Source organism: Marinihelvus fidelis, from assembly GCF_008725655.1.
Classification (GTDB): domain Bacteria; phylum Pseudomonadota; class Gammaproteobacteria; order Xanthomonadales; family SZUA-36; genus Marinihelvus; species Marinihelvus fidelis.
Window position 1 is genome coordinate 258,404 of sequence record NZ_VYXP01000006.1, and the last position, 16,369, is coordinate 274,772.

General features: G+C 65.6%; 19 protein-coding genes. 12 read left to right on the plus strand and 7 right to left on the minus strand.

Annotation, left to right across the window (positions count from 1 at the left end; translation table 11 throughout):
* Window positions 1-86 precede the first annotated feature (86 nt).
* From F3N42_RS11485 to F3N42_RS11505, 5 genes are read left to right on the plus strand one after another with little or no spacing between them, the layout of a single operon-like run.
* A complete protein-coding gene (locus tag F3N42_RS11485; RefSeq protein ID WP_150864604.1) occupies window positions 87-893 on the plus strand; it encodes an inositol monophosphatase family protein in 807 nt (268 codons plus the stop codon).
* A complete protein-coding gene (gene nudE, locus F3N42_RS11490; RefSeq protein WP_150864605.1) occupies window positions 890-1,447 on the plus strand; it encodes an ADP compounds hydrolase NudE in 558 nt (185 codons plus the stop codon). Before F3N42_RS11485 ends, nudE begins: the two co-directional genes overlap by 4 nt.
* Window positions 1,444-2,271 carry a 3'(2'),5'-bisphosphate nucleotidase CysQ gene (cysQ, locus tag F3N42_RS11495; RefSeq protein WP_150864606.1) on the plus strand — a complete coding sequence of 276 codons (828 nt, stop codon included), beginning with the start codon at window positions 1,444-1,446 and terminating at the stop codon, window positions 2,269-2,271. Before nudE ends, cysQ begins: the two co-directional genes overlap by 4 nt.
* Window positions 2,268-4,175 carry a copper resistance system multicopper oxidase gene (locus F3N42_RS11500; RefSeq protein WP_150864607.1) on the plus strand — a complete coding sequence of 636 codons (1,908 nt, stop codon included), beginning with the start codon at window positions 2,268-2,270 and terminating at the stop codon, window positions 4,173-4,175. The genes cysQ and F3N42_RS11500 overlap by 4 nt, the downstream gene beginning before the upstream one ends.
* Window positions 4,172-4,870 carry a copper resistance protein B gene (locus F3N42_RS11505; protein ID WP_224784873.1) on the plus strand — a complete coding sequence of 233 codons (699 nt, stop codon included), beginning with the start codon at window positions 4,172-4,174 and terminating at the stop codon, window positions 4,868-4,870. The genes F3N42_RS11500 and F3N42_RS11505 overlap by 4 nt, the downstream gene beginning before the upstream one ends.
* Window positions 4,871-4,909: 39 nt before the next feature.
* On the opposite strand, the gene hemJ is transcribed toward F3N42_RS11505, so the two are convergent.
* Window positions 4,910-5,326 carry a protoporphyrinogen oxidase HemJ gene (gene hemJ / locus F3N42_RS11510; RefSeq protein WP_150864608.1) on the minus strand — a complete coding sequence of 139 codons (417 nt, stop codon included), beginning with the start codon at window positions 5,324-5,326 and terminating at the stop codon, window positions 4,910-4,912.
* Window positions 5,327-5,535: 209 nt separating this feature from the next.
* Between hemJ and F3N42_RS11515 the strand changes: the two genes are divergently transcribed.
* From F3N42_RS11515 to F3N42_RS11545, 7 genes are all read left to right on the plus strand, one after another.
* Entirely contained in the window at window positions 5,536-6,009 is a 474-nt protein-coding gene (locus F3N42_RS11515) for a hypothetical protein (RefSeq protein ID WP_150864609.1), read from the plus strand.
* Window positions 6,010-6,084: 75 nt separating this feature from the next.
* Window positions 6,085-6,462, plus strand: a complete 378-nt coding sequence (gene erpA / locus F3N42_RS11520) for an iron-sulfur cluster insertion protein ErpA (RefSeq protein ID WP_150864610.1) — start codon at window positions 6,085-6,087, stop codon at window positions 6,460-6,462.
* A gap of 18 nt (window positions 6,463-6,480) precedes the next feature.
* Window positions 6,481-7,470 (plus strand): NAD(+) diphosphatase, encoded by a 990-nt coding sequence (gene nudC / locus F3N42_RS11525; protein ID WP_150864611.1) that lies wholly within the window; start codon window positions 6,481-6,483, stop codon window positions 7,468-7,470.
* A gap of 75 nt (window positions 7,471-7,545) precedes the next feature.
* A complete protein-coding gene (locus tag F3N42_RS11530) occupies window positions 7,546-8,424 on the plus strand; it encodes a cobalamin biosynthesis protein (RefSeq protein ID WP_150864612.1) in 879 nt (292 codons plus the stop codon).
* Window positions 8,421-9,350 carry a cobalamin-binding protein gene (locus tag F3N42_RS11535; protein WP_150864613.1) on the plus strand — a complete coding sequence of 310 codons (930 nt, stop codon included), beginning with the start codon at window positions 8,421-8,423 and terminating at the stop codon, window positions 9,348-9,350. Before F3N42_RS11530 ends, F3N42_RS11535 begins: the two co-directional genes overlap by 4 nt.
* Window positions 9,351-9,354: 4 nt before the next feature.
* Complete coding sequence (locus F3N42_RS11540; protein ID WP_191621371.1) at window positions 9,355-10,563, plus strand: DUF819 family protein; 1,209 nt, start codon at window positions 9,355-9,357, stop codon at window positions 10,561-10,563.
* A gap of 9 nt (window positions 10,564-10,572) precedes the next feature.
* A complete protein-coding gene (locus F3N42_RS11545) occupies window positions 10,573-11,547 on the plus strand; it encodes an ion transporter (RefSeq protein WP_150864615.1) in 975 nt (324 codons plus the stop codon).
* Here the strand turns inward: F3N42_RS11545 and F3N42_RS11550 are convergent.
* The 6 genes from F3N42_RS11550 to tyrS all read right to left on the minus strand — a co-directional run bounded on the left by F3N42_RS11550 (window position 11,536) and on the right by tyrS (window position 16,200).
* Entirely contained in the window at window positions 11,536-12,021 is a 486-nt protein-coding gene (locus tag F3N42_RS11550; RefSeq protein ID WP_150864616.1) for a tryptophan-rich sensory protein, read from the minus strand. The genes F3N42_RS11545 and F3N42_RS11550 overlap by 12 nt on opposite strands.
* Window positions 12,022-12,149: 128 nt before the next feature.
* The gene (locus tag F3N42_RS11555) at window positions 12,150-12,611 is read right to left on the minus strand and encodes a hypothetical protein (protein WP_150864617.1); all 462 of its coding nucleotides are present in this window, start codon (window positions 12,609-12,611) and stop codon (window positions 12,150-12,152) included.
* Between the two features lie 117 nt (window positions 12,612-12,728).
* Window positions 12,729-13,187, minus strand: coding sequence for an MgtC/SapB family protein (locus F3N42_RS11560; RefSeq protein ID WP_150864618.1), 459 nt, complete (start codon window positions 13,185-13,187; stop codon window positions 12,729-12,731).
* Between the two features lie 66 nt (window positions 13,188-13,253).
* Window positions 13,254-14,468: a dipeptidase gene (locus tag F3N42_RS11565; RefSeq protein WP_150864619.1), complete on the minus strand. Its 1,215-nt coding sequence runs from the start codon at window positions 14,466-14,468 to the stop codon at window positions 13,254-13,256.
* A gap of 6 nt (window positions 14,469-14,474) precedes the next feature.
* Window positions 14,475-15,011 (minus strand): 8-oxo-dGTP diphosphatase, encoded by a 537-nt coding sequence (locus F3N42_RS11570; RefSeq protein WP_224784874.1) that lies wholly within the window; start codon window positions 15,009-15,011, stop codon window positions 14,475-14,477.
* Window positions 15,001-16,200 carry a tyrosine--tRNA ligase gene (gene tyrS / locus F3N42_RS11575; protein WP_150864620.1) on the minus strand — a complete coding sequence of 400 codons (1,200 nt, stop codon included), beginning with the start codon at window positions 16,198-16,200 and terminating at the stop codon, window positions 15,001-15,003. Before tyrS ends, F3N42_RS11570 begins: the two co-directional genes overlap by 11 nt.
* Window positions 16,201-16,369 lie beyond the last annotated feature (169 nt).

A 16,369-nucleotide genomic window follows, 5' to 3' on the forward strand; every position in this document is an offset into this window, starting at 1 on the left:
CGGGGTCGTCTGGTATGATGGTAGCCGCTTGCCGCCCGCGCAAGCCATCCATCCCAACGCCCGAAAAAGACCGAGCAGACACTGGCATGAACCCCTACGTTGAAACCGCCATCCGGGCCGCGCACGCCGCCCGCGAACGCATCCTGGCCCGCTACCACGGCGAATTCGAGATCGAGATCAAGGACGACCAGACCCCGGTCACCGTGGCCGACCGCGAGGCCGAGCAGGCCATCCGCGCCGTCCTGACCGAGGCCTTTCCCGACCACGGCATCTACGGTGAGGAGTTCGGCGCCGACCAGCCCGATGCCGAGTACCTGTGGCTGGTGGACCCCATCGACGGCACCAAGGGCTTCGTCCGCGGCACCGGCATGTTCTCCACGCAGATCGCGCTGATGCACCAGGGCCGGATCATCGCCGCCGTCTCGTCGGCACCCACGGCCGACGAACTGGCCTGGGCGGCCGAGGGTGAAGGCGCCTGGCTGAACGATGAACGCCTGTCCATCAGCGCCGTCACCGACCTGGCCGACGCGCACGTGTCCGGCGGCAACCTGGTCACCATGGCCGGCTCACCGCGCTGGGAAGTGCTGCGCGGCATTGTCATCGGCTGCAACCGTTTCCGCGCCTACGGCGACTACTACCATTACCACCGCCTGGCCGCCGGCCAGCTGGACGTGGTCATCGAATCCGACGTCAACGTGCTCGACATCGCCGCACTCAGCCTGCTGGTCACCGAGGCCGGCGGCGTGTTCACCGACCTGGAAGGCGACCCGGTGCGGCTCGAGACCACGTCGGTGCTGGCCGCGCCACCGGCGCTGCACGCCCAGCTGCTGAGCGCATTTTCCAGCCCCGCCCCGGGTGCCGAGCCAGGCTTTTCGACCCGTACCGACGGATGAGCCGCCTGCCCAAGATCCATGCCCGGCGCGAGCTCGACCCCGGCCACGTCTTCCGCATCGAGCAGCTCGACCTGGAGTTCTCCAATGGCGTGAAGCGCACCTACGAGCGGCTTGAGTCAAAAGGCCTGGGCGCCGTCATCGTCGTACCCATGCGTGATGATGAGACCGTTTTGCTGGTGCGCGAGTACGCCTGCGGCCTGAATCATTATGAGACCGGACTGGTCAAAGGACGGCTGGAAGCGGGCGAGTCCATCCTCGAGGCCGCCCAGCGAGAATTGCGCGAGGAAGCCGGCGTGGCGGCGCGCGACCTGGTGGAACTGACCGAGCTGAGCCTGGCGCCGGGTTACATGTCCCACGTGACCCACGTGGTGCTGGCCCGCGACCTCTACGACAGCCCGCTGGAAGGCGACGAACCCGAGCCGCTGGACGTTGAGCCCTGGCCCATCGCCAACCTGCGTGAATTGACCGCACGGCCCGACTGCACGGAAGGCCGCACCATCGCCGCGCTGTATATCGCCCGCGACTACCTGCTGAACGAAAAAGAGAACGCATGAACTTTATTGATCCGAAAACCCTGATGGGCGACCTGGTCGCCGTGGCCCGACGGGCCGGTGACGCCATCCTCGACATTTACGACCAGGATGACCTGGGCGTGGTCACCAAGGACGACGACTCGCCGCTGACCCGCGCCGACCTGGCCAGCCACCGGGTGATCCGTGACGCGCTGAAGGCCCTGACCCCGCAGACCCCGCTGCTGTCCGAGGAGTCCGCCGAGATTGGCTTTGACACCCGGAAGACCTGGGCCGAGTACTGGCTGGTGGACCCGCTGGACGGCACCAAGGAGTTCATCAACCGCAACGGCGAATTCACCGTGAACATCGCACTGATCCGCGAAGGCCGCCCCGTGGCCGGCGTGGTTCACGTGCCCGTACGCGGACAGACCTACTACGGCATCGTCGGTGAGGGTGCCTGGCGCCGCGATGGCGACGCCGACCCGCAGGTGATCAGCACCCGCCGCCCGCCGGCCGAAACGCCGGTCGTGGTGGGCAGCCGCTCGCACGCCAACCCAAAGCTGGAACAGGCGCTGGCACCGCTGGGCGGGCACGAGATGACCAGCATGGGCAGCTCTCTGAAGTTCTGCCTGGTGGCCGAAGGCTCGGCCGACCTTTACCCGCGCCTGGGCCCCACCAGTGAGTGGGATACCGGCGCCGCGCAGGCGGTGGTGGAAGCCGCCGGCGGCGTGGTGGTCGGCCTGGAAGGCGACCCCCTGCCCTACAACGCCAAGGACGAGTACCTGAACCCGTGGTTCCTGGTACTGGGCGACCCGTCTCACGGATGGACCGACAAGCTCAACCTTTCGGTGGCGGGTGACGCGTGACGCGTAACGCGTTACCCGTCACGCGTCACGCGTCACCCGTCACCCGGCGCCAGTTCGTGCTGGGCACGGCTGCTGCCGGTGCCCTGGTATCTGCCGGGACGCCACGCCGTGGCCTGACGGCCGGTTTCCCGGGCCTGAAACCAACCACCGAGCTGAGCGGCCAGCGCTTTGGCCTGCGCATCGGCGAGTCGACCGTCAATTTCACCGGCCAGGCGCGCCGCGCGGTGACCACCAACGGCAGCTTACCGGCGCCACTATTGCGCTGGCGCGAAGGCGAGCGGGTCACTATCAACGTGACCAATACCCTGGCCGAGGACACCTCCATTCACTGGCACGGCCTGATCCTGCCGTCCGGCCAGGACGGCGTACCGCATATCAGCAGGGGTTTCTCCGGTATCCGCCCCGGCGAAACCTTCACCTACCAGTTCGACGTGGTCCAGAACGGCACCTACTGGTATCACAGCCACTCCGGCTTCCAGGAGCAGTTGGGGCACTACGGGGCCATCGTCATCGAGCCGAACGATCCGGACCCGGTGAGCTACGACCGCGAGCACGTCATCGTGCTGTCCGACTGGACCGACCGCGACCCGGCGGGCATCTTTCGCACGCTGAAGAAGAACCCCGAGTACTTCAACTTCAACCAGCGCACCACCGACGACCTGCTGGACGAGATCGAGGCGAAAGGCGTGTCAGCCACCTGGCGTGACCGCGCCATGTGGAACCGCATGCGCATGACCGACCGGGACATCTCCGATGTCACCGGCTACACCTACACCTTCCTGATGAACGGCGCGACGCCAGCGGGCGGCTGGACCGGCCTGTTCAAGCCGGGCGAGAAGGTGAGGCTGCGCATCATCAACGCCGCGGCGATGACGATTTTCGACCTGCGCATCCCCGGCCTGGACATGAAAGTCGTGGCCAGCGACGGCCAGAACATCGAACCGGTCAGCGTGGAAGAGTTCCGTATCGGCGTGGCGGAGACCTACGATGTCGTCGTCGAGCCGAAGGCCGACACCGCCTACTGCGTTTTCGCCCAGGCCATCGACCGCAGTGGCTACGCCCGCGGCACCCTGACCCCCGACCCCGCGCTGACTGTCGAGCCACCGCCGCTGGACCCACGACCGGTACTCACTCACGGCGACATGGGCATGTCGATGGAAGGCATGGATCACTCAGGCCACGACATGGGCGGCATGGACCACGCGGGTCACGACATGTCGTCCATGGACCACTCCGCTCACAACATGCCGGCAACCGACCACTCGGGCCACAACATGTCCGGCACGGACCACTCTAGTCACGCGTCACCCGTCACCCGTCACCCAGGTCACGCGTCACCCGTCACGCGTCACCCCCAACCGGGAGACGCCGGCATGGGCAGCAACGCCGAGATCGTCCACGCCGACAGCGAGTACGGGCCCGGCATCGACATGCGCGCCGAGGAACCGATAATGCGCCTGGACGACCCCGGCGTCGGCCTGCGAAACAACGGCCGCCGCGTGCTGACCTACGCGGACCTGCGCCACCTGGGCCCCAGCCCGGACCCGCGCGAGCCGTCACGCGAGATCCAGCTTCACCTGACCGGCAACATGCACCGCTACATGTGGTCGATGGACGGCATCGCCTTCGCCGACGCCGAACCACTCGAGTTCCGCCTGGGCGAGCGCCTGCGCGTCACCCTGGTTAACGACACGATGATGAATCACCCGATTCACCTTCACGGCATGTGGAGCGACCTTGAGACCGGTGACGGCGAACGCATCCCGCGCAAACACACGGTGATCGTGCAGCCCGGCTCGAAGCTCAGCTACCTGGTCACCGCCGACGCGCCCGGGCCCTGGGCCTACCACTGCCACCTGCTCTACCACATGCCCGGCATGTTCCGGAAAGTGGTGGTCTCGTGAAGCGCACGCTCGCCGCCCTGCTGGCCACCGCCTGCGCGCCGGCACTGGCCATGGAGAACGGCGACCCGCTCATCGGCTCCGTGCTGGTCGAGGAACTGGAGTGGCGCGCCAACGGCAGCGAGTCCGGCGCCGGCTGGGACATCCAGGGCTGGCTGGGCTACGACATCAACAAGTTTCGCTTCAAGACCGAGGGCGAGTGGGATGACACCGAAGACGTCGAGGCCGCCGATATCCAGGCACTGTACTCACGCGCCATCGCGCCCTACTGGGACATCCAGGCCGGCTGGCGCCGTGAACTGGAGCCGGGCGATGACCGTGACTGGGCCGTCATCGGCATCCAGGGCCTGGCGCCCTGGCATTTCGAGGTCGACGCCAGCCTGTTCGTCGGCGAGGGCGGCCGCACCGCCGCGCGCGTGGAAGCCGAATACGAATTCCTGCTCACCCAGCGCTGGATCCTGGCCCCCAAGCTTGAACTGAACGCCCACGGCAAGGACGACCCCGAGCGCGGCATCGGCAGCGGCCTGAGCAATATCGAAACCGGCCTGCGCCTGCGCTACGAGTTCCGCCGCGAGTTCGCCCCTTACATCGGCATCCACCACGAGCGCCTGTTCGGCGACACCGCCGACTATGCCCGGGCCGAAGGCCGCGATGATTCGGAAACGCGCTGGGTGATCGGACTGCGCGCCTGGTTCTGAATGGTGACGGGTGACGGGTTACGCGTCACGCGTCACGCGTCAGAAGGGTTTGGTGACGGCGAGGATGATGACAACCACGAGGGCGAGGGCGGGGGCCTCGTTGAACCATCTGTACCACTTGTGGGAGCGGGTGTTGCGGTCGGCGGCGAAGTCTTTCACCAGGTAGATGCACCACACGTGGTAGGCCGTCAGCGCGATCACGAACATCAGTTTCACCCGCAGCCAGCCTGTCGCCATCACCCACGGCGAGGCGTGGATCAACGCCAGCCCGAACGCCCAGGTCAGCGCCCCGCCGATATGGGTCATCACCATTAACTTGCGTTCCATCACCTTAAACGTGGCCGATGTCGACTCGTCCTCGGTCTGCGCGTGGTAAACAAACAGCCGCGGCAGGTAGAACAACCCGGCGAACCAGGTAACCATGAAGATGATGTGGAAGGCTTTGAGCCAGAGCATGCTGAGCACCTCGTATAAGTCAGTCGTCGGAACCTTGCTCTACAAGCCTCATGCTACAGTGTGAGCATACCGATACCAACGGGGAATACGTCATGTTGAGGCTGCTTCACGGGATCCGGTACACGAGTCTCCTTGCATTTCTGCTGCTTGCTGCTCCACTTCAAGCCGTGGAACAGGTGCACACCAGGTCGCCCCTATACCCGGAGGACATGTCGCTCTACGAAGTGATGATTGCGGAGGCTGACCGCGTGTTCGCCATGGCCCCGGATGCCACGGTGCAGTTCAGCGTCAAGGTCCAGGCTGTCAGGAACGGTCAGTTGCAGGTCATCGACCAGGGCCTGGACCCCGGCGTGACAACGAGCCAGCGCCCGGGGCTCGAGAAAATCAGCATAGACGTACCTGTGCACTATACGGCCCGGGCCGCGACGTTCGACCCGGAGGCGTTGAGGGCCGTCGCCGAGCCGGTGCTCATCAAGCTGGAAAGCAACGAGTACACCGACGTGATTGGTGGTTTTCCGCCCGGTACCACGCTCAGGGTTGCGGTTGACAGCTGTTACATCGACTGGGATTTTCGCTGGCTGGTGAACCACAGAAGGCAACCCGGCGGCGAGGCTGGCTGGTTCCGGTGGGCAGAGGGCTCGAGACCCGAAAGCGCCAAAACGGCCGAACCCGAGAACTGCTAAGCACAAAGATCATCCGGGCACGCCCACTTCTGCGGAACCATTGAAAAACCACCCCCACGGCGTCATATTCTGCCCATGGCTACCGCGATTGAAACACCCGGCACCGAAACGCCCGTAGCGGGTGGTGAAGACCTGGTCTTTACCGCAGCCGCCGCGCGTAAGGTCATGGAACTGATCCTGGACGAGAAGAACCCGGAGTTGAACCTCAGGGTGTACATCTCCGGGGGCGGCTGTTCGGGTTTCCAGTATGGTTTCATGTTCGATGAGAACAAGGCCGAGGATGATATTCGCGTGGAGCGCGACGGTGTGACCTTGCTCGTCGACCCGCTCAGCTTCCAGTACCTGGCCGGCGCCGAGGTGGACTACACCGAGAGCCTGCAGGGTGCGCAGTTCGTGATCAAGAACCCGAACGCCTCGACCACCTGCGGTTGCGGCTCGTCGTTCTCCGTCTAGGCGGCCCGGGTCTGTCCCGTGCGGCTCAGCATCGACCGCCACTCCCGCTCGTACCGTAACCGCTTTACCTCTGTGCGCCTGGACCGGCTGGTCGAGCGGCGTGACGATCCTGAATGGGTAAGCGCGGCGCTGGCCGCCGATGATGTGCATTTTGTACCGCTGTGGCGCAGCCGCAGCATGCTCGAGCGTGGTGACGAAGGCACCATTGCCGTGTACCTGCGGCCGGGTGAACTCGACGCGATCGACCGCATCCAGCCGCCGACGCTGCTGGGTACCGACGAGAAACGCACCTATTTCGCCGTGTCGCTGACCGACGCGCAGAAAGACGCCGTGCTGGCGGCGCGGCCGGACGCGCGCTTCGACAACCTGCGCATGGCCTCCATCGACATGGACGCCAAGCACGCCGGCATCCTGGCCTACGCCAAGGCGCTGCATTACTGGCAGCACCGCCATCGTTTCTGCGGTGTGTGCGGCAACGCCAACCGGCTGCTGTCGGCCGGCCATCGTCTGAGATGCACCAACGACGAATGCGCACGCGAGACCTTTCCGCGCATCGACCCCGCCATTATCGTGCTGGTCACCCATGGCGATGCCTGCCTGCTGGGCCGCAACGCCCGCTGGCCGGCGAAGCGCTTTTCCACGCTGGCCGGCTTCGTCGAGCCGGGCGAGAGCCTGGAAGACGCGGTGGTCCGCGAAGTCTACGAGGAAGCCAGGGTCCAGCTACGGGACGTGCGCTACGTCTCGTCACAGCCGTGGCCGTTTCCGGCGTCGTCCATGTGCGGTTTCTACGCCGAGGCCATCAGCCGCGACTGCCAGGTCTCGGACGAGCTGGAGGAGCTTCGCTGGTACTCCACCGATGAGCTCACCCGGGCCGTGCTCGATGGCGAAGTGCTGCTCTCCCCCACCGTCTCCATCGCCTTCCAGCTGCTGGCCGACTGGTTCGCGCGGGCCGGCGGCGGCGACCTGGAAGCCATCGCGCGGCAGGCGCGCGACGCGGGCAGCCGCTGACCAGGCTGAACCCGCCCGTTCCAAGCTGGTAGAATTCTGACCAGCCGCGGGGCACGCGGCCGGGGGAGATTCGTCATGACCATTATCGCCATCCTGACCGCGTTCGCGCTGTGCTACTTCATCCGGGAACTGGGCCGGTTACACCGCTTCGAATGGCTCAAGGGCTTTACCGCGTTCTGCAACCAGCGCCTGGGCGACGTGCCCGGCTGGTCCGGTATCGCCGGATTCCTGTTTTTCTTCGTGCTGCCGCTGCTTGCGGTCGGGCTGGTAAACGCGCTCGCCGTCGGCCTGCTGGGCACCCTGGGCGCCTTCCTGGTCGCCGTGGCGGTGCTGATCTACACCTTCGGCCCGCACGACCTGGATACCGACATCGACGCCATCATCCATGCCGATGATGACGAGACCCAGGAGCAGGCGGTCCGTGACCTGCTGGGCGACTGCCCGGTGGACAACACGGCCTGCCAGGCGCTGGCCGTGCGCTCGGTGTTCCGCGAGGCGCTGCAACGCTGGTTCGGCACGATTTTCTGGTTTGCCGTGCTCGGCATCTACGGCGCCGTGCTCTATCGCATCGCCGACCGCATCACCGAGGGCGACCTGGACCTGCCGAAGGGCCAGAAAAAGCTGTTCCGGCGCCTGCGCCAGGTCCTCGACTGGCCGGTCGCGCAGCTGATGACCTTCGCCCTGGCCATCGCCACCGACTTCGACTCGGTCTACCGCGCCTGGCGCAAATACCATGATGAGCAGGGCCATGGCCTGTTCGAAGGCGACAATGGCTTTCTTTACGCCGCTGCGCAGGAGATCGTCCTGACCGGACGCGCGGCCCGCGACGGCTACGCCGACCTGCTCGACGGCCCGCTGGCCAGCCTGCGCCAGGCCATGGACCTGGTCTGGCGGGTGCTGGGCGTGTGGCTCACCGTGCTGGCGATCCTGCTGCTGGTCGACGTCATCGCATGACCCGGCCCCGGTCGCTGAACCGGTTCGCGCGCCATGCGCGCTGGACCGGCGTGCTGGCCACGCTGTTCTCAACGCTGCTGGCCGCGGACCACATCCCACTGCCACAGGCCGACGGCAGCACCCTGGTACTGGACACCCCGGCGCAACGCGTGATCACGCTGGCGCCGCACCTGGCCGAGCTCGCCTGGGCCGCCGGCGCCGGTGACACGCTGGTCGGCACGGTCGCCTGGTCCGATTTCCCCGAGCCGGTGAAACAACTGCCGGAAATCGGCGACGCGTTCCGGTTCGACCTGGAACGTATCCTGGCGCTCAGGCCCAACCTGGTGCTGGGCTGGGCCTCCGGCAACCCGGCACCGGCACTGGCCGGCATCGAGGAACTGGGCCTGCCGGTATGGCGGGTCGAGATCCGCACACCGAGGGACATTGCCGCCGTCATGGAGGCGCTGGGCAAGGCCACCGGAAATACCGAAAGCGCGGACGCGGCGGCCGATGACTTCCGCGCCCGCCTCGCGGACCTGACCGCCCGCTACGCCGGCCGAAAGCCTGTCAGCTACTTCTACCAGGTGGCCGAGCAGCCGCTGTACACGCTCACCGGCAAGCACCTGGTCAGCCAGGCCCTGGCGCTGTGCGGCGGCGTCAACATTTTTGCCGACCTGGGCGATATCGCCCCGCAGGTGAGTGCCGAGGCCGTGATCGCCGCCGACCCCGCGGTGATGTTCGCCGGCCGCTTCGAGGGCAGTGGCGAGCCACTGGCGCACTGGCGCGAGTGGCCGCGCCTGCAGGCGGTCAGCCACGATGCCCTGCTCTACCTGCCGGCCGACGAGATCAACCGGGCCACGCCGCGAATGTTGGACGCCGTGGGACAGGCCTGTAAGCTGTTGGACGACTTTCGCGCAGACAAGCCGCCAACCGGCAAGGGAAGATAGCCCGATGAACGAAGCCCTCATTACCTCACCCGCCGGCGTCATGGCGGTCCTGGTCGCCGTCGTGGCGTTCTGGTTCTGGCTGGAGAAGGCGACGCAATGGAAGCTGTTCAGCTACCTGCCGCCGTTAATTTTCATCTACGCCACGCCGGTGCTTCTGTCGAATTCCGGCCTTATTCCGTTCAAGAGCGAAGCCTACGACTTCCTGCGTCATTACGGCCTGCCGGTGTTCATCGTGCTGATGCTGGTGAAGGTCGACGTACTGGGCGCGGTCCGCATCATGGGCAAGGGCGTGTTCGTCATGCTGTTGGGCAGCATCGGCGTCGTGGTGGGCGGCGTGCTCGCGTTCTGGCTCAGCCAGCACCTCTCAATGGGCAGTTGGCTGCCGTTGCCGGAAGACAGCTGGAAGGCCTTTGGCACGCTGGCGGGCAGCTGGATTGGCGGCACCGGCAACATGACCGCGGCCTATGCGGCGCTTGATGGCGAATCGCAGCATATGTCGATGGCCGCGGCCGCGGACCAGATGATCTACCTGGTCTGGCTGCCCATCCTGCTGGGCTCGAAGGCCTTCGCCGACCGCTTCAATCGCTGGGCGCGGGTACCCGAGGGGCGGATCGACGCCATGGAACGGGCCGCGGCGAAGCACGACAGCACCGAGTCGGCGCCCGATTTCGTCAGCCTGGTCTACCTGGCGCTGCTGGCGATTGGCATTACCGCTATCGCGATCACGCTGTCGGACAAGTTGCCGCCGCTGGTGATGGGCGGCGCGACCGTCGTGTCCGCCGGCACCTGGCTGGTGCTGATCGTGACCACGCTGGCGCTGGTGGCCTCGGCGACGCCGGCACGCAAGCTGCCGGCCGCACAGCCCATCGCCCTGGCCATCATCTATGTCTACGTGGCGCGCGTGGGTGCAACCATGGACCTGACCAGCATGGACTGGGGCGTGCTGGGTGGCTTTATCGTCATGGCCTATGCCTGGATCATCGTGCACGGTGCGTTCATCCTGCTGGGCGCGTGGATTTTCCGCGTCGATGTGCACACCGTCGCCATTGCCTCGGCCGCCAACATCGGCGGCGCCGCGTCGGCGCCGATCGTCGCCGCGCATCACCGTGAATCACTGGTACCGGCCTCCATCCTGATGGCCCTGATCGGCTACGCCGCCGGCAACTACCTGGCCATCCTCACCGGTCGTATCGGACAGATGCTGGTCAGCTAGGGTTGTGCCATGAGCGCTCGCCAACGCGTCGCTGAACTGCTGGAAGCACACCAGCCCAACGACCCATGGGGGCGCCTGGTCGACTATTTCCTGATTGGCCTGATCCTGGCCAACGTGGTCGCCATCATCCTGGCGACGGTCGAGCCGCTGGCGGCGCGTTATGGCGGCTTCTTCTGGTCGTTCGAGGTGTTCAGCATCGCGGTGTTTACGCTCGAATACCTGCTCCGGCTCTGGTCCTGCGTTGACCTGCCCACCCGGGAAGGCCAGCCACCCATGACCCGGCTGCGCTGGATGCTGTCGCCGCTGGGGCTGATCGACCTGTTGGCCATTGCGCCGTTCTACGTGTTCTATTTCATCGGCGCAGACGCGACCCACTCGATGCTGATGCTGCGCCTGTTCCGCGGCCTGCGCCTGCTGCGCCTGTTCAAATTGACCCGCTATTCGCCGGCACTGAACCTGATGATTTCCGTGCTGCGCAAGGAAGCGGGCGTGCTCGCGGCCGCGGCCTCGGTGCTGCTGTTCATGCTGGTGCTGGCCTCATGGGGCATCTACGTGCTGGAAAAAGACATCCAGCCCGAGGAGTTCAAGGATATTCCCACCGCCATGTGGTGGGCCGTGATCACCATTACCACGGTGGGCTATGGCGATGTCGTACCGGTCAGCAACGGCGGGCGCATCTTCGCCGGGGTCGTATCGCTGGTTGGCATTGGCATGATGGCCCTGCCGGCCGCCATCCTGGCATCCGGGTTCTACCGTGAAGTCCACGACCGCAACGCCACGTATCGCCGCGCTGTCGAAAAGGCGCTGGAAGCGGGCAGGATCAAGGAATCGGATGCCGAAGAACTCGAGGAACTGAGGGACAAGCTGGGCATCGACAGCGAAGAGGCCATGAACACGCTGATCGAGGTTCGCCACGTCAGTGGTTCCGGCGATCGTTGCCCGAGTTGCGGGCGGCCTTTCGGCGAGGGCGAGTCAGCCCAGTAGCGAATCGACACCGCCACCGCTGGCGCGCCAGATCGCCGCGTTCCAGCACCAGGTCATCGCCAGCCAAGCCAGCGCCACGAGCGCGGGAATGGGCGCATGGCGGTGCCAGTGACCACTCCTGACCAGCGTGAGCGCGCCGACGGCCAGCCCCAGGCTCGCAGCGCCCAACGCCCAGCCGGGCCGCTGCAGTCCGAAGAACAGCCAGTTCCAGGCCAGCACGGCACCAAGCCCGGCCAGCCACAACGTCGCGGGAACCGCGGGCAGGGTGCCACGCGCGTGAACGACGATGATCGCCAGCGCGCACCAGGCCGCGTACCAGGCCACCCAGCCCTCCGCAAAGACCACAGGGCCCGGGCTCCAGGCGGGCACGGCCAGTTCGGCGACCCAGGCATCTTCACCAAAACGCATACCCGCGGCCGCGGCCAGCAGCGCCACGCCAAACACCGTGATGACGATGAGAAAATTCCTATCCATGGCCAATCGACCCGAATCGCTGTGGAACGTTCCCACAGGTTAGCAAAGGCCCAGGCCATTCGTTGAGCGCGGGCAAAAAGAAACCCGGCGCTGGGCCGGGTTTCCGTACTCCGTGGGCTGCGGAATGATCAGCAGTCCGTATCCTCGGCGCCTGCGCCTTCTTTCACTTCTTCACAGGCATCCTCGATGGCATTGCCGGCATCCTCGGCCATATCCTCAGCCTTGTCCGAGGCATCGTCCATGGCATCGCTGACGGAATCCGCCGCGTCGTCCATCGCGTCGCTGGCATCACCCATCATTTCGTCCGCCTTTTCCTTGGTGGCGTCGTAGGCGTCACTGGCGGCAGCGGCTGTCGCGTCGTAGGCATCGCTGGCGGCGTCAGCAGTGGCGTCAGCAGCATCACTGATCGCGTCCCCAGCAGAATCCGCGGCATCGCCCATGGCGCTGCCGGCTTCCTCGGCGGTGGCCTTGGCTTTTTCGATCGCGCTGTCGAGTTGTTCACCCGCCGATTGCGCGCTGTCTTCTTTCTGGCAAGCAGCCAGTGCGGCAGCGCACAGCATCACGGCGAACAGCTTGGTCATCGTCTTCATTTATGGCTTTCCTCCCATGTCATCTCTGGTCATCATGCCGGCCTTGGTGCCGGTCTGTTATTGCCATTGGCAGTCTATCAAGCACCATTCGGCACCGAATCGTCAACTGCTATCGACTTACTGGCCCTCGTCGCCGGAGCCCTCACCATTACCCTTCAGGGCATTCTTGACCGGCGTGGCGAGGAATGAAAAGGTCAGGAAATTGATCAGCGCCAGCGCGATGGCGATCTCGTAGCGCGACCAGGCCACGGCGATGCCGATGGCGCCGGTGCTCCACAGCGCGGCCGCCGTGGCCAGCCCCATGACCCGGCCACCATGCTTGAGGATGGCGCCGCCGCCGATAAATCCCATGCCAGTCACGAGCCCCTCCATTAACCGGGCGTGGGCCTCTTCCGATTGCATGATCGACATGCCAACCAGCATGTAACCGCAGGTCGCGACCGCGACCAACGGAAAGGTGCGGACGCCAGCGGGTGACGCATTGGCCTCGCGGTTAATCGCCGTGGGAAACGCGAGCAGGTAGGCCAGCGCCATGTGCGCCAGGTGCGTGAAAATCTGCCCCCAGTCGATATCCATGCAGCGATTATAGGGCAGGAACGCCCAGGTCAGGTCCCGGGGCAGGAGAGCCTGCCCCGGTTGAATTCAGGCGCTTGCCGCGTCGACGATTTCGCCCCAGACACGGATCAGGTTGCCGCCCAGGACCTTGGCGATGTCTTCCTCGCTGTAGCCCTTTTCCAGCAACGCGTCGACCAGCACCGGGTAGGTGGACACATCTTTCAGGCCTTCCGGCAGGCTGTCACCCACGCCGTCGTAGTCCGAGCCGATGCCCACGTAGTCCACGCCGACCAGGTCGATGACGTGCACGAAATGGGCCACCGTCTGCTCGACGTTGGCAAACGGGAACGGCTTGCGCTCACGGTAATCATTGAAGAATGCCCGGGTGTCTTCCTGGCTGGGCGGCTCACTGGCGGCCTCGGTCCAGGCATCGCGCGCGGCGTTGAAGTCGTCGTACCAGCCCCTGGCGTCCGCGGTCAGGAACGAGGAGCCAAAGTTGATCATCACCAGGCCGCCGTTACTGGCCAGGGCACGGATCATGTCGTCGTCCATGTTGCGCTCGAAGCCCGGCGTAAAGTGCCGCGCGGATGAATGCGAGGCAATGACCGGCACCTGGCTGGCCTCGAGCACGTCGTAGAATGCCTTGTCGCTCAGGTGCGAGACGTCGACCATCACGCCCAGGCGGTTCATCTCCGCCACCACCTGGTGGCCGAAGTCGCTGAGCCCGTCGTTCGGTCGCGCCTTGTCGTACGAGGAGTCGGACAGGTGGTTGGCCAGCGAATGCGCCAGCGTGATGTAGCTGATGCCGCGGTCGCGGAAGAACCCGACGTTCTCCAGCTTACCCTCCAGCGGCGAGCCGTTCTCCATGCCCAGCGCCAGGCCGATTTTGCCGGCCGCCTTGGCGGCGACCGCCTCGTCCGGGGTCGCGACGATGGTGAACGATTCCGGCGCGCGCGCCACCATGGCCTCCACGGCGTCGATCAGCTGGTTGGCCAGTTCCCAGGCGCCTCCATCGGCTTCCAGCTTCGCCGGCGTGTAGATGGACATGAACGGCAGGTCCAGGCCGCCGGCCCGCGCCCGCGGCTCATCGAACTCACCCTGCTCCGTTGCTGCCGTGACGTCTTCCCAGTGGTTGTGCAGGCGGTACGGCACATCGATGTGCGTGTCGGCGAGCAGGTACTTCTGCGCCAGTTCGCGTGCGCGCTCGGAGGCCTCGGCGGCCAGTGCCGCGGGCGCGGCGGCCAGGACAGCGGCAGCCACCAGCGCGCCAAGCGCCACATTTGATCGTGTGTAGTTGTGCATTTCGGGTTACTCCGTGGGGGCGCCGGGGGCCTGCGCCAGCAGGGTCAAGCGGTGATCCAGCATCGTGTCGTCTTCGAAAATCCAGTCGGCGGTGAAGGCCTTGCCTTCGAGAATGAGCGGCAGCCAGATGTGGTCATCTTCCCACATCCGCTCGTAGGGAATGGCGTCGGTGCGCCTCCAAAGCGGCACGGCCTCGTCGGTCTCGACCGGCTCGCCACCCCACTTGCTGGTGCGGAACACCCAGCAGTGGATGGAATAACCGTCGACGAACTGGAAGCGGTGTTCGCCCAGCTGCTCGAGCTCGCTGACATCGATACCCAGCTCTTCCTTGCATTCGCGGATGGCGCACTGCTCAACGCTCTCGCCGGGGTCGACCTTGCCGCCCGGGCCGTTGACCTTGCCGCCACCCAGGCCGCGCTTCTTTTCGATCAGCAGGATGTCGTCACCGCTAAGCACGAACACGAGGGTCGCGCGATCCACCGGCGTCCACCGGCTCCAGTCGATATCGGCGATCCGGCGCGCGCCGGCGAACTCAGCGGACACGGGCCTTGCAGAACTTCCGTTTGCCGACCTGCAGCACGCCTTCGAAGCCCAGTTCGAGCTGCAGGTTGCGATCGTCGACCTTCTCACCGTCGATACGCACGCCGCCCTGCTTGATCATGCGGAAGGCCTCAGAGTTGCTGGCCGTCAGGCTGCAGGCCGTGAGCGCGGCGGCAATGCCGATGCCCTCGGCGCCGGCATCCAGCGTTTTCTCCGGAATGTCGTCCGGCATCTGGCCGCCCTTGAAGCGGGCGATAAAGGTCTCGCGCGCGGCTTCGGCCGCAGCACGGTCGTGGAACCGCTCGACGATCTCCTCGCCCAGCAGGAATTTCACATCGCGCGGGTTGCGCCCGCCCTCGACATCGGCGCGCAGCTGCGCCAGCTCCTCGTTGGAGCGGAAACTGAGCAGGTCAAACCAGCGCCACATCAGCTCGTCGGAGATCGACATGACCTTGCCGAACATCTCGTCCGGCGCCTCGGTGATGCCGATGTAGTTGTCGAGCGACTTGGACATCTTCTGCACACCGTCCAGGCCTTCCAGCAGCGGCAGGGTGATGATCACCTGCGGCGCCTGGCCGGCCTGCGCCTGCAGGTGGCGGCCCACGAGCAGGTTGAACTTCTGGTCGGTGCCGCCCATCTCGACGTCGCACTCCAGCGCGACGGAGTCATAGCCCTGCGCCAGCGGGTACAGGAACTCGTGCACGGAAATGGGCTGCTCGGCCTTGTAACGCTTGTTGAAGTCGTCGCGCTCCAGCATGCGCGCCACGGTGTACTGCGCGGCCAGGCGGATCATGCCGTCGGCGCCCAGTTCGTTGAACCACTCGGAGTTGAAGCGCACCTTTGTCTTCTCGCGGTCGAGAATCTTGAACACCTGTTGCGCGTAAGTCTCGGCGTTGGCCTTGATCTGCTCCGGCGTCAGCGGCTTGCGGGTGACGTTCTTGCCGGTGGGGTCACCGATCATGCCGGTGAAGTCTCCAATCAGGAAGGTGACCTCGTGGCCCAGGTCCTGGAACACTCGCATCTTGTTGATGATTACCGTGTGGCCCAGGTGCAGGTCCGGCGCGGTGGGGTCGAAACCGACCTTGATTTTCAGCTGGCGACCGGACTCCAGGCGCTCGGCCAGTTCCTCGGTCTTGATGATTTCATCGGTGCCCCGGGCGATCAGGTCGAGGGCGGCTTGCACGTCGTTCATGATGTTGTTCTGGCGTCAGTTTCCGCCACCTTGGCGGGGAATCGGGCATTGTACCGACCCCGCCGGGCCAAGGGTACCGGGCATACGCGCCGATTGACCGCCGATAGGGCTGTCGCTTATTGTGAGCGTTGCCGGAAACTCTGGACAGCCCCGATTGTCCACAGACGGA